This is a genomic window from Streptosporangium sp. NPDC001559, assembly GCF_042893955.1.
Lineage (GTDB): Bacteria > Actinomycetota > Actinomycetes > Streptosporangiales > Streptosporangiaceae > Streptosporangium.
Genome location: NZ_JBIAVG010000020.1, coordinates 149,708 through 162,553, shown reverse-complemented (window position 1 = coordinate 162,553; position 12,846 = coordinate 149,708). Strand labels below are relative to the sequence as shown.

Genomic DNA, 12,846 nt, shown 5'->3' with positions numbered 1-12,846 from the left:
TCATCGCACCTCGTCCGCGCCGAGATCGAAGGGGGTTGGGCCCGTTCCCCGTGGCCGGGTCTGGCCGTCGTAGTCGGTCGGCGGCGCGGGGACGGCGGTGGCGGTCCGCGGCGCCGGGTAGGTGGAGTAGGCCGCCCCCCTGTTGATCGCGGGCGAGCCGGCCGTCAGGTGGTAGTCGCCGGTGAGCCCGACGGGCGGGTCCTGCCCGGTGATCGTGACGGAGGCCGTCTGCGGGTCGAGGCGCGACCCGGCGACCGCCAGTTCCAGGGTGAAGGGCTGGACGAACCGCGGGTCCTGTCCGAAGACGTTGCCCTGGCCCGCCGGGAGCGGGTGGTCGGCACCGTCCGAGCCGCGGATCGTGCCGGCCGTCAGCGACGAGTACCGCGGGGTGAAGGTGTCGGCTCCGTTCGCGGTGCCGTGGATCTCCAGGTCGATGGACCCGTGCGAGACGAGTGTGGCGCCGGGGCCCGGTTTGCTGAGGGTGAAGGCCTGGTTCTGCCAGAAGACGTTGTCGAACAGCGCCACCGGGTTGGCGAAGGTGGGCGATCCCGGGGGCAGGGTGGCCTGGAAGAGCGGGTCGTTGGCCTCTGCCGCCAGGCCCGCGGAGTGCGGGGTGTCGTCGCACGTCTCGCACGAGGCGGTCGAGACGTTGTTGGCGACGGTGTTGTTGACGATCGCCACGTTCGCCGAGTCGTCCATCATGATCCCGCCGCCGAGATCGGCGGCGCCGTTGTCCACGATCATGTTGTTGCGGACGTTGACGCGGGCGGTGTGCGCGTTCTCGATGAAGAGGCCGCCGCCGTCGTCGCCGGAGTAGTTGCTCTGGACCAGGTTGCGTTCGACGTCCACGGCGCCGGAGCCGTCGCCGAGCGGGGTGGTGCCGTCGGGCAGCGGGCGCGGGATCTCCTGGGCGACGCTGATCCCAGCCCCGGAGTCGACCGAGTCGTTGTAGTAGACCTGGTTGTCGTGGATGGACCCGCCGGGTGACAGGCCCCAGTGGGAGATGCCCGCGCCGTACTCGACGCCGAAGTTCCCGCAGACGATGCTCCTGGCCACCTCGTAGCCGTCGGAGCCGCGGAAGATCCCGATGCCGCCGGAGCGGGCGAGGCCGCCGCTGCCGAGGATCCTGTCGTTGAGAATCTTCACGCCGGTGTTGTGGCTGTCGGTGTACGGCTGGCCGAGGCCGATGCCGCCCGCGAACAGGCCGCCGTCGCTCTCGAAGATGTCGTTGGTGATCTGCAGATTGGCGGCGTGGGCCTGGAGCTGGACGCCTCCGGCCCCCTGGCCCTGGCCCGTGGTGACGCCGAGGCCGTCGATACGGGCCGCCGTCAGGCCCGAGGGGAAGGCCGTGGCGGTCTTGGCCGCGACCGTGATGCCCGCTCCTTCGAGGACCGGGTGGTCGGCGTCCACCCCGGCCAGGGGCCCGGCGGCCGTCAGCGCCGTCGTCCAGGTGAGTTTGTTGTCGTGGAAGAACCGTCCGTCGACGACGGTGCCCTGGATGTCGGCGCGTGGGTCCTCCGGGGCGCGTTCCAGCAGTTCGCGGGCGCCGACGAGGCCGCCGGGGCCGAGTCCCTGCAGCAGGAGGGGCTTCCACATGAGCACGTTCTCGTGGTAGACGCCGGGCTTGAGCACCAGCAGGCTGCCGGGGGCCGCGACGTTGACCGCGCTCTGGATGGCCCCGGGGGTGGTGGGCGGGGCCACCTCGACGACCGGGGGCCGGTAGTCCACGCCGCCGGTGTTGCCGCGCACGTGGAAGGTGAGCCCGTTGACCGAGGAGAAGCCCGCGGCGGTGCGGACCGACAGCTGTTTCGGTCCCGGGCGTATCTGGGCGGGGGTCACCCCGATCGGTGGGACGGTGATGACGATCCGGCGGTCGCCCCAGCTGACGATCCCGCCGTTGGCAACGGTCAGGGTACGGCTCTGCGGGGCCACCGGGTCGCCGAGCGTCACGCTGCCCGCCGTGGTCCCGAAGAAGTCGCCCTGGATGGTGACGCGGCGTTCCGCCGCCGGGTCGCCCGCCGTGGTGTACGGCGTGGAGACCTCGAGCACCTCGGGGGTGTTCACCGGGAGTTCGCACGCCGTCCCGGAGATCGGATCGAGCGGGGTGTCGAGCTGGTCGGTCTGGCCGGGCCACACGTCCCAGGCGAAGGACGCCGTCAGGTAGTCGGGGTTGAAGTCGGGGTTCGGGTGGGCCTTGTCCCCTGGGTCGTTGACGACCACCACGTACATTCCGGGGCAGGTTCCCTGCGGGATGGGGCAGTTGTAGGTCTCGGTGGAGGGCAGCAGCGCCTCGTAGCCGCCGTTCTCGCTGGTCTTCACCGTGGTGATCAGGCGCCAGTTGTAGTCGCGGATGCCGATGGGGATGTTGCCGATGGCGCGGGGCTCGCCGTACCAGACGGACTTGGGGTCGCGGTCGAAGTAGATGTCGTCGGAGACGAGGCCGACGATGCGTCCCGGTTCGGCCACGTCGGGGCCGTTCCTGAAGTTGGTCATCAGGTGGAAGTCGGCGTTGGCGTTCTGGTTGTTCTGCAGCACGACCAGCCGTTTGTCGCACAGCGGCCGCGACGGGCTCGGCTCGACCCCGTGGTAGGGGCTGCGCGGGGTGAGCGTGGACTGGTCGATGACGTGCCCGTCCCCGACGCACGGGGGCGGCGGGATGGCGGGGGTGAACCGGCCTCCCAGGTCGACGTTGACGTCCTCCTCGCGGACCGGCCGGTAGAGGCAGCCGTTCCCACCGGGGCCGCTGACGTACTTCTGGCCGGTGGGGTTGCACGGCCGGGGGTCTCGGGGGTCGGCGGGCATCACCACGTGGGTGACGTAGGTGCCCGCGACCAGCGGGACCGGCGCGCTGCCGTCGCCGCAGACGGTCTCCCCCTCGGCGTCGAAGTGGCCGAAGCCGCCGGTCGCCGCCGGGCAGTGGTCGGCGAAGGCGTAGCCGCCGTCGAAGGCCGCGTCCCTGGTCTCGTTGCCGGTCGCGGGGACCTCGACGCACTTGGGGCCGATCAGCGGGTTGAGCTGGACGGAGATGTCGTCGCCCTTGTGGTCCAGGACATCGCATCCGGTCGAGGGCTTCCAGTGGTCGGTGACGTACTCGTTGAGCACGACGTCGTCGGCGGTACCCGGCTGGTTGTCGGGTCCGGGCCCCTCCAGCCTGACCGTCACGCCGGGGATGCCCGGCTCGTACTTCTCGTGGACCTGCATGCGGGCGTCGAACTCGTTGCGGGTCGTGGCGAAGTAGGTGATGCCGATGATCTGCCCCGGCTTGCCGCCGTAGGAGTACTTGCCCCAGTCGACCTCGCTGCGGTGGCCCTCGATGACGAGCTGGTTGGTGAGCAGGCCGCCGCCCTCGTCCGTCGGCACGTGCGCCGACCGCGACGGGTCGTACTCGCTGTGCACCGCGGCCCCGGTGGTGCCGAAGCGGGCGAATCCCACCTCGCCGATGAACCACTTGCCGAGCGGGCCGCCCTCGGCGTTGGTGTACTCGTAGCGCCCCTGGGCGTCGGTGAACGTGGAGTCCTTGATCGAGCCGTCCCGCCACCGCTGGTCCACGTCGGTGTTGGGGATGGCGGGTTCGCAGGTGACCTCGTTCTTCAGATCGGCGCAGTCGCGGACGCCGTTGCCCCTGCTGCCCGAGGGCAGTGCCGTACCGTCGGCGGCGACGCCGGTGTCCTGGTAGACGTGGCCGGACAGCCAGCCGAACCAGCGGGAGACCCCCACGTCTCCGAGGTCCACTCTCTGTCCCGCCGCCGTCACCTCGACGGGCAGGAACCGGGTGATGTAGCTCAGCTGTTCGTCCCAGATCGACAGGATGTACGACCCCGGCGGGACCCTGGGGACGGTGAAGTTCCCCTCCTCGTCGCCCTGCCCGACGTAGAGTGTGGTGTCGTTGGCGCTGCTGGTCAGGGCGATGTACGGGCTCTCGACCGGTTCGGCGGTCTCCAGGACCTCGAACGGCGGCCAGGCCTTCCAGTTCTTCGCGGTCCCGCTGATCGACCCGGTGCCGGGGGCGGCGAAGTCCGTGGCCGTGCACACGAAGCCGAACCAGTAGCCGGTACGCCGGTCCGGCGGTTCCCAGAGCGACTCCCCGGGGGCTCCCGTGCCGTCACTTCCCTCCTCGACCCCGGCCTGGAGTCCGACGCCGCCGTCGATGGTGGTGGTCTGCGTCCACCGGCCCGACCCGTCCTTGCCGCAGGCGTCCGGGGGCGTCACCTTGATGAAGTAGGTCGCCGGGCCCAGGTCGTCGATCTGGACGAACCCGTCGGAGGCGGTACGGCAGTCGCCGCCGCACAACGGGCGGTTGTGGTAGTCGACGGCGACCTGGGAGTTGGTCTGCTCCTCCAGGGTGACCTGGAAGCCGGGCAGCCCGGCCTCCCCGGTGTCGGGCGCTCCGTTGGCCCACTGGTTGTCGTCGAAGACGAACACCCTGATCTTGCCGAGCGGGAGCGGGTGGGCGTCATCGGCCTCGGACATGGCGACCTGTACCGTGCCCGCGTCCCGGGGCAGCGTGATGTGCCTGCCCCACATCTTGTGGTCGTCCGACCTGACCGAGACGAGGTAGCGGCCGTCCGGCAGGTCGAGTGTCGCCCTGTCCTGGTCGCCCTCCGCGACGACGGGGCTGTTGCTCTCGGTGGCCGCGACCCCGGTGCGGAGGGCGGGGTCGGGGTCGTCCGGCAGACGGGTGTTGTCAGCGTTGACGATGTACTGGAACTTCGGCAGCGGAGCTCCGGTCGCCAGGTCACGGGCCTGGACGGTGATCGAGCTGTCCTGCGCGGCGGCGGGGGGCGCCAGGGCGGGAGAGGCGAGCGCCCCGGCCATGAGGGTGACCGCGACCGCCCACGGGGCGAACCTGGATCTACGACGGGACATGCCCGGATCATGGGCTCACCCCGTGGCCGGGGCCATGAAAGATGACGTGTCTGTCATCGACATGTCATTCCGGCTCGCCTGGGACGCGCCCGTGGCGAGCGGAAACGGCCGTGGGTCCCGTTCCTCCCCTGTCATCCGGCGCCGGGGTGTCGGGCACCCGCAGGGTGACCGTGGTGCCTGAGCCCGGGGAGCCGGTCACCGTCAGGCCGCCGCCCCATCCCTCGACGACGGCACGCGCGATGGCCAGGCCGAGGCCGCTCCCGGTCTCGGTGCGGGCCGGGCCGGGCCCTCCCGAGGTCAGGGCTCTGGCCTGTTCCTCGGTGACGCCGACCCCCGAGTCCGTCACCTCGACCACCCAGGCACCCGATCCGGTACGGCCGGTCACCTCGATCCGGTCGCCGGGGCCGGTGAACTTGACCGCGTTCTCCAGCAGGCAGTCGAGCGCCGCCTCCAGGCGTTCGGCGTTCACCGGTCTCGGGCCGACCGCCGAGCGCACCGACCACGAGCGGGGCGCGGCGGGCCGCCACCGCCGGACGATCCTGGCCAGCTCCGCGTCCACGTCCCTCGGCAGCTGCTCCGGGTGGGGGTCGTCGGCCTGCATCAGCGTGATCAGCCGTCGGCTGATCACGGTCAGTTTGTCGAGTTCCTCGATGACGACGGCCAGGTCCTCCCGCGCGGCGGGACCGACGGTCCTCCCGACCAGTTCCAGGTATCCGCGGGCGACGGTGATCGGGGTACGGAGTTCGTGGGAGGCGAACCTGACGAACAGCTGCCGCCGTTCCGCGCCGCGCCGTTCCGCCTCCGCCAGCCTGGCGACCTCGGCGAGCGCCTGCTGCCTCCGGTAGACGTGCCAGACCATGACGGCGAAGAGGATCGACATCAGGGGGACCTCCGCGGTCTCCTCCCAGCCGATCTCCCCCAGGTCGGCGTGGTGGGCGAGCACGTAGCCCGTGCTGACCGTCACCGCCAGCAGCGCCACGATCATGGACACCGGGCGCCAGACCGTGAAGCCGTAGATGAGGGACAGGCCGATCCACACCAGATGGAAGGGGATCGTCTCGCCGCCCGGCAGGAGGTACATCAGCACCAGGGCGACCAGTGCCCCTACCGCCCAGGCGCCGATCAGCAGGCGGCTAGTCCGTGACGAACCGATAGCCGACATGGCGCACCGCTTCCACCCGCTGGGGACCGTCGAGTTTGGCGCGCAGCCGCCGGACGCAGACGTCCACGACGTTGCTGCGGGGGTCGAAGGTCAGTCCCCATACGTCGGCGAGCAGTTCGGCGCGGCTGCACACCTGCCCGGCCCGCCGCATGAGGTGCTGCAGCAGGAGGAACTCTCGCAGGGGCAGCTCCGTCCGCCGTCCGGCCACCACGGCCCTGCGCAGGCGCAGGTCGAGCCGTACGGCGCCCGCCTCAAGCCACCGCTGGGCGGCTCCAGGGGCCTGGCCGCGCATCCGGGTGCGGACCCGGGCGACCAGTTCGGCGACTGCGAAGGGCTTACCGAGGAAGTCGGCGGCACCCGCCTCAAGACAGGCGACCCGGACCCCGACGTCGGACAGCGCCGACAGGACCAGGACGCGCTGTTCTGGACGTGTCTCGACGAGACGTTCGAGGACCCGGTCCCCGGCGAGGCCGGGAAGCATGAGGTCGAGCACCACGAGGTCGAAGTCGTGGGCGAGCGCGGCCCGCAGCCCCTCGTGCCCGGTCGAGGCGCTGTCCACGGCGTGGCCCTCGTCCCGCAGGACCCGGGCCACGAGTTGCGCGATCCTGTCGTCGTCCTCGACGACCAACACCCGTCCCACCGGCGTCCCTCTCCTCACGTGTGCGGATCACTGGTCACCTGAGCATGAGGATCACACAGCGGCCCTGACAAGTCACCCCTACTTCTCAGATAACTAAATGTCACGAAATAAGCGGTGAGGTCAGCCGTTGAGCAGGTCGTTCCTGGCGTGGCGCAGGTCGTCGAAGGAGGACAGGTCGGGGACGGTCCAGCCGTTCAGGTCGTACTCCCCGAGGCACCGCTCGACGAACGCCTTGTAGTCGTCGATCTGCCCCGACGCGCCCTGCCCGAGCAGCAGCTCGACGCGGGTGCTCTCGTGGTTGCCGGCGTAGTTGAGCTCGTACAGCTCGTGCCTGCCGCCGAACTCGGTGCCGACCGCGTCCCACAGCAGCTTCATGACCTTGACCCGCTCGACGGCGTCCACCCCGTTCGAACCTCGGACGAACCTGTCCAGGTAAGGACGGATGTCCGGGTTCTTGAAGTCGTCGGCGCTGGAGTTGACGTAGATCAGCCCGCTGGCGACGTCCTTCAGCACGATCTCCCTGATCCTGGGATAGCCGACCTGCATGAACCACCGGTAGGCCATGCCGTACTGGGGGTTGGGCAGCACCGCGCCGTTGCGCCACGGGACGGGGTTGCGCGCGGCGGCGTCCGACAGCGCCCAGAAGAGGTTCCGCCAGGCCAGGACCTCGCCCATCCTGCTCTGCACGCCCCGGAAGTCCCTGGTGCCGGTGATCTCGAGCGCCTTGGCCAGCAGGCCCGCGATGAACTCCAGTTTCACCGCCAGGCGGGTGCAGCCGTGGAAGGTGAAGCGCTCGATGAAGCCGGAGTGCCCGGTGAACAGCTGGACCTTTCCCACGTCGCCGTAGACGAAGACGTTCTCCCAGGGGATGAGGACCTTGTCCAGTACCAGGATGGTGTCGTTCTCGTCGAGGCGTGAGGAGAGCGGGTAGTCGAAGGGGCTGCCCATCACCGCCGCGGCGGCGGTGTAGGAGGGGCGGCAGATCAGCTTCATCCCCCGCGCGCCCATCGGCACCGTGGCCACCAGCGCGAACTCCCGTCTCTTGATCGGCAGTCCGTAGTGGGCGATGAAGTTGTAGTGGGTGAGCGCCGAGCCGGTGGCGACCACCTTGGCCCCGCTGACGACCAGGCCCGCGTCGGTCTCCCGCTCCACGTGGACGAAGACGTCGGCGACCTCGTCCGGCGGGCGGCTCCGGTCGACCGGGGGGTGGACGATGGCGTGGTTCCAGTAGAGGACCTTCTCCTGCGACTCGGCGTACCACCGGCGCGCGTTGTCGGCGAAGGGCTCGTAGAAGTCGGCGTTGGCGCCGAGCGTGCCGAGGAAGGAGGCCTTGTAGTCGGGGCTGCGGCCCATCCAGCCGTAGCTCATGCGCGCCCACTCGGCGATGGCCCGCTGGTCGGCGACGAGGTCCTCGGCGCTGTGCGGTGTGGTGAAGAACCTGTGGGTGTATCCGCCGCTTCCCGTGTCGGTCGGCGCGGTGAGGACCGCGCGCCTGGCCGGGTCGTGCAGCGCGTCGTAGAGCCGCGCCGTCATCCGGATGGGGTTGCGGAAGGCCGGGTGGGTCGTGGGGTCCTTGACGCGTTCGCCGTACACGTAGATCTCACGGTCGTCGCGCAGACTCTCGATGTACTCCTCACCGGTCAGCGGGCGGGTCACGGGGCCTGTCTGCTCGTCTCGCACCTCGACTCCTCGGGGAAGTTGTGGGCGGCGCCGCGGAACTCCATGGTGGCACCCGGTGGTGGCGATGCCTTTCTCCCAGGTTGCGCTGATCACCGCCGTTCTCCCGGACAGCGCAATCCGAGAGATGCGGGGGCCCGGCGCCGGGTGGGACGGTCGGAGGGCGAGCACACCGGAGGCGGTCGCCGCCATCGCCGGTGGATGACAGTGGATGACAGTGGACGACAGGGCGTCCGGCTCCGGACGGTTCCCGACCGTCTCCTGGGGACCACCGCTCCCCCGCCTTCCGTGACCGTACGAGCGGCGCGCCTCCCGGTTCTCGTCCGCTCGTTCCCAGCTGGTTCCCAGGAGGAAATGGTGCTGACCGCCGACGTTCCCGCATCAGGACGGCCGACCGGCCGCGTGTCCGAGCGACCCCAGGCCCGGCGGGAGGACCCGTCCTGTCCGCCGGGTGACGACAAGGAGACGGAGGGCGTGACCTGGACCCTGGCGCGGAGGAGGGCCGCGCGTGCCCGCGCGTGCCCGTCCCCCGCCTGGGAGATCCCGGACGAGGCCGCCTGAGACTTCCCGACGACCATCAGACAGCCAGGAGAAAGGGCAACCCATGACAACGACCAGCCCCTCGGACGCGGACAGGGCCGCCGTGGCGGCCGTTCCCCAGCGCGTCGTCGACGCGTGGGCAGAACACGACGCGGAGGCCTTCGCCGGCGTCTTCACCGAGGACGGGAGCATGATCCTGCCCGGCCTCTACCGCAAGGGCCGCCAGGAGATCCGCTCGTTCATGGCGGAGGCGTTCGAGGGCCCGTTCAAGGGCACCCAGGTGACCGGGCGCCCCATCGACGTCAGGTTCCTCGGCGAGACGACCGGGGTGCTGATCACGCAGGGCGGCGTGCTGGCCCCGGGAGAGACCGAGGTCTCCCCGGAGCGCGCCATCCGGGCCTCCTGGCTGGTCGTCAAGGAGGACGGCCAGTGGCGGCTCGCCGCCTACCAGAACAGCCCCGTCAACCCGGCCTGACCCGCCCGCGAGGACGCCGCCCGGCCCCGCGGCCGGGCGGCGTCCTCATGTCGGGACCGGTCAGGACCAGGCGAGCATCAGGAGCGGATCCTCCAGCATGGCGCCGATCTCGCGGAGCACCGTGGCGCCCAGTTCGCCGTCCACGATCCGGTGGTCGAACGACAGCGCCAGCGTGGCGACCCTGCGGACCGTGACCCGTCCCTCGTACACCCAGGGCATGTCCCTGATCTGGCCGAGCGCGAGGATCGCCGACTCCCCCGGCGTCAGGATCGGGGTTCCGGCGTCCACGCCGAAGACACCCGTGTTGGTGATCGTGACGGTTCCCCCCGACAGGTCCCCGGGGGTGGCCCCGCCCGACCGCGCGGTCCCTGTCAGCTCCGTCAGGGCGCGGGCCAGGGCGGGCAGCGACAGGCCGTCGGCGCCTTTGACGTTGGGGACGATCAGCCCGCGTTCCGTGGCGACGGCGACGCCGAGGTTCACCCGCCGCCGGAGCACGATCTCCTGGGCGGCCTCGTCCCACGAGGAGTTGATCATCGGGTTGCGCCTGACCGCGATCACCAGCGCCCTGGCGACGGGCAGCAGCGGCGAGACCCTGGTCCCGGCGAAGTCGGCCAGCCCGCGCAGCCTCGTGACCAGCTCCGTCATCGCGGTGACGTCGACCTGCAGCCAGGTCGTCACGTGCGGGGCGGTGAACGCCGAACGCACCATCGCCTCCGCCGTGTGCCTGCGCACCCCCCTGACCGGGATCCGCTCCTGCCCGTCGCCGGGCTCCGGGTCCGGTACGGCCGCCGCCCGCCGGACGTCCTCGTGGGTGACCGGCCCTCCCTGGCCGGTCCTGGCGAGGGCGGCCAGGTCGACGCCGAGGTCCTTGGCCAGTCTGCGGACGGGCGGCTCGCCCGCGCCACGGTCTCCGCTCCCTCCGCTCTCTCCGGGCCTTTCGGGCCTTTCGGGGGAGGTCCGTCTGCGCGGTCTGCGGCTCGTCGCGCCCGGCATGGCGCCGTACCCGACGAGCACGGGAACCCGCTCCTCCTCCCGAGGGGCGACGGGCGGTGCCGCCTGGGGCGCGTCCCCGCCGACGGCCACGGTGATGAGCGGTGTGCCGACCTCGACCGTCGTGCCCTCCTCGACGAGGAGTTCCCCCACGACGCCCGCGAAGGGGCAGGGCAGCTCGACGACGGCCTTGGCCGTCTCGATCTCAAGGATGACCTGGTTGACCCGCACGGTCTCGCCGGGGCGCACGTGCCACCTGACGATCTCCGCCTCGACGAGCCCCTCACCGACGTCGGGGAGCGCGAACCGTCTCAGCTCGCTCATGGTCACCAGGCCATGGTCCGGTCGACGGCGTCGAGGACGCGGTCGAGGTCGGGAAGGTAGTGCCGTTCGAGACGCGAGGGCGGATAGGGCGTGGAGAAGCCGCCGACCCGCAGCACCGGGGCCCGCAGGTCGTAGAAGCACCGTTCGGTGATCCTCGCCGCCAGCTCCGCGCCGTACCCGCTGAACACCGGGGCCTCGTGCACGACGACGCACCGGCCGGTCCTGCGCACCGAGGACAGCACCGTCGCCTCGTCCAGGGGGCTGAGCGAGCGGACGTCGACGACCTCGACGGAGCGGCTCTCGTCGGCCTGGGCGGCTTCGAGACAGGTCCGTACGGCCGGGCCGTAGGCCAGCAGCGTCACGTCCCGCCCCGGGCGGGCGACCACGGCCCGGCCGAGGGGCACCGCTCCCGACGGGTCGAGCTCGACCGGCGCCCTGTCCCAGTAGCGCCGTTTCGGCTCGAACAGGATCACCGGGTCGGGGCAGGAGATGGCCTGCTGGATCATCGTGTAGGCGTCGGAGGGGTTGGAGCAGGCGACCACGCGCAGGCCGCCGGTGTGGGTGAAGTACGCCTCGGGGGACTCGCTGTGGTGTTCGGCGGCGCCGATGCCGCCGCCGAACGGGATCCGGACGACGACGGGAAGTTCGAGCGTGCCGAGGGAGCGCAGCCGCATCTTGGCGAGCTGGGTGGTGATCTGGTTGAAGGCGGGGAACACGAAGCCGTCGAACTGGATCTCGCACACCGGGCGGTAGCCGCGCAGCGCCAGCCCGATGGCCGTGCCGACGATGCCCGACTCGGCCAGGGGCGTGTCGATGACCCTGCTCTCGCCGAAGTCCTTCTGCAGGCCGTCGGTCACCCGGAAGACACCGCCGAGCCTGCCGACGTCCTCCCCCATGACGAGGACCCTGGGGTCGCGTTCCATGGCCTTGCGCAGGCCCTCGTTCATCGCCCGGGACAGGGACAGGGTCTCAACGCCCACCGCCGTGCCTCCCTTCGCGTGTGTCCCTCATCGCGGCGTGTCCTCGAAGGAGGCGAGGTAGGCGGCGAAGGCCGCGCGTTCGTCCTCGACCAGCGGGTGCTCGGCCGCGTAGACGTTGTCCCACAGCTCGTCGAGGTCCGGATCGGGCAGTTCCCGGCACCGGGTGCGCAGGTCCGCCCCGATCCGTTCCGCCTCCGCCTCGACCTCGGCGAGGAAGGCCTCGTCCGCGGCGCCGCAGGCCAGCAGGTAGGTCCTGACCCGTTCGACGGGGTCCTTGAGCAGCCAGGCCTCGGTCTCGGCGCGCGGGCGGTAGCGGCCGGGGTCGTCCGTCGTCGTGTGGGCCCCCATCCGGTAGGTGAACGCCTCGACCAGTGTCGGCCCCTGCCCGCTGCGCGCGTTGTCCAGCGCCCTGGCGGTCACCGCCAGGCAGGCCAGCACGTCGTTGCCGTCCACCCTGACGCCGGGGAAGCCGAAGCCGTCCGCGCGCCGGTGCAGCGGGACGCGTGACTGCCGCTCGGTGGGTTCGGAGATCGCCCACTGGTTGTTCTGGCAGAAGAACACGATCGGCGCGTTCTGCACGGCCGCCCAGGCGAACGCCTCGTTGACGTCGCCCTCGCTGGTCGCGCCGTCGCCGAAGTAGGCGATCACCGCGTCCTCCGCGCCGTCGCGCTGGACGCCCATGGCGTAGCCGGTCGCGTGCAGGACCTGGCTGCCGATGACGATCGTCGGCAGGTGCAGGTTGTGCTCTCTGGGGTCCCACCCGGCGTGGTTGATCCCCCGGAAGGAGCCGAGTTCCCGCACCGGGTCGACGCCCCTGCACCAGGCGACGCCGTGCTCGCGGTAGCTGGGGAAGGCCATGTCCCCGGGCTGCAGGGCGCGGGCCGAGCCGACCTGCGCCGCCTCCTGGCCGCGCAGCGAGGGCCAGACGGCCAGCTCTCCCTGCCTGGCCAGGGCCAGGGCCTCCTCGTCGAGTCTCCTGACGATCACCAGGTCCCGGTAGAGGCTCCTGACCTCCCGCGCGGTGAAGACGGCGTCGTAGTCCGGGTGCTCGACCCGCCTGCCGTCCGGGGTGAGCAGCCGGACGGGTTCCTGCGGGGGCGGCGGGGACGGCGGGGGCGGCGGGGGCGCTGTGACGGTCCCCGGGGGCGTACCGCGCGCGGCGTCGATGGTCACGTGCCACTCCTCGTGCGTT

Annotated in this window: 9 protein-coding genes; 2 read left to right on the top strand and 7 right to left on the bottom strand. The window is 71.2% G+C overall.

The annotated features are described in order from the left end of the window. The 4 genes from ACFYY8_RS35640 to ACFYY8_RS35625 all read right to left on the bottom strand — a co-directional run bounded on the left by ACFYY8_RS35640 (nt 1) and on the right by ACFYY8_RS35625 (nt 8,348). Nucleotides 1-4,866 carry a choice-of-anchor Q domain-containing protein gene (locus ACFYY8_RS35640; protein ID WP_390048794.1) on the bottom strand — a complete coding sequence of 1,622 codons (4,866 nt, stop codon included), beginning with the start codon at nt 4,864-4,866 and terminating at the stop codon, nt 1-3. A gap of 64 nt (nt 4,867-4,930) precedes the next feature. Then, on the bottom strand, nt 4,931-6,028 hold the full coding sequence (locus ACFYY8_RS35635; protein WP_390048792.1) for a sensor histidine kinase: 1,098 nt from the start codon (nt 6,026-6,028) through the stop codon (nt 4,931-4,933). Further along, entirely contained in the window at nt 6,000-6,668 is a 669-nt protein-coding gene (locus tag ACFYY8_RS35630) for a response regulator transcription factor (RefSeq protein ID WP_390048790.1), read from the bottom strand. The genes ACFYY8_RS35635 and ACFYY8_RS35630 overlap by 29 nt, the downstream gene beginning before the upstream one ends. A gap of 120 nt (nt 6,669-6,788) precedes the next feature. Beyond that, a complete protein-coding gene (locus ACFYY8_RS35625; protein WP_390048788.1) occupies nt 6,789-8,348 on the bottom strand; it encodes a 4-hydroxyphenylacetate 3-hydroxylase family protein in 1,560 nt (519 codons plus the stop codon). Nucleotides 8,349-8,747: 399 nt separating this feature from the next. Between ACFYY8_RS35625 and ACFYY8_RS35620 the strand changes: the two genes are divergently transcribed. Together ACFYY8_RS35620 and ACFYY8_RS35615 are read left to right on the top strand one after the other, a co-directional pair. After that, entirely contained in the window at nt 8,748-8,906 is a 159-nt protein-coding gene (locus ACFYY8_RS35620) for a hypothetical protein (protein WP_390048786.1), read from the top strand. Between the two features lie 43 nt (nt 8,907-8,949). Further along, nucleotides 8,950-9,360 carry an SgcJ/EcaC family oxidoreductase gene (locus ACFYY8_RS35615; protein ID WP_390048784.1) on the top strand — a complete coding sequence of 137 codons (411 nt, stop codon included), beginning with the start codon at nt 8,950-8,952 and terminating at the stop codon, nt 9,358-9,360. Nucleotides 9,361-9,420: 60 nt separating this feature from the next. On the opposite strand, the gene ACFYY8_RS35610 is transcribed toward ACFYY8_RS35615, so the two are convergent. The 3 genes from ACFYY8_RS35610 to pdhA are packed head-to-tail and all read right to left on the bottom strand — an operon-like array spanning nt 9,421 to nt 12,827. Further along, nucleotides 9,421-10,674 (bottom strand): dihydrolipoamide acetyltransferase family protein, encoded by a 1,254-nt coding sequence (locus tag ACFYY8_RS35610; RefSeq protein ID WP_390048782.1) that lies wholly within the window; start codon nt 10,672-10,674, stop codon nt 9,421-9,423. Between the two features lie 2 nt (nt 10,675-10,676). Continuing rightward, nucleotides 10,677-11,654, bottom strand: coding sequence for an alpha-ketoacid dehydrogenase subunit beta (locus ACFYY8_RS35605; RefSeq protein ID WP_390048780.1), 978 nt, complete (start codon nt 11,652-11,654; stop codon nt 10,677-10,679). 27 nt (nt 11,655-11,681) lie between these two features. After that, the gene (gene pdhA, locus ACFYY8_RS35600; protein WP_390048778.1) at nt 11,682-12,827 is read right to left on the bottom strand and encodes a pyruvate dehydrogenase (acetyl-transferring) E1 component subunit alpha; all 1,146 of its coding nucleotides are present in this window, start codon (nt 12,825-12,827) and stop codon (nt 11,682-11,684) included. Nucleotides 12,828-12,846: the final 19 nt, after the last annotated feature.

Excerpts from the sequence above, each read along its gene's own strand:
- ACFYY8_RS35640 (WP_390048794.1), bottom strand. The coding sequence starts at position 4,866 with ATGTCCCGTCGTAGATCCAGGTTCGCCCCGTGGGCGGTCGCGGTCACC.
- ACFYY8_RS35635 (WP_390048792.1), bottom strand. The coding sequence starts at position 6,028 with ATGTCGGCTATCGGTTCGTCACGGACTAGCCGCCTGCTGATCGGCGCC.
- ACFYY8_RS35615 (WP_390048784.1), top strand. The coding sequence starts at position 8,950 with ATGACAACGACCAGCCCCTCGGACGCGGACAGGGCCGCCGTGGCGGCC.
- ACFYY8_RS35610 (WP_390048782.1), bottom strand. The coding sequence starts at position 10,674 with ATGAGCGAGCTGAGACGGTTCGCGCTCCCCGACGTCGGTGAGGGGCTC.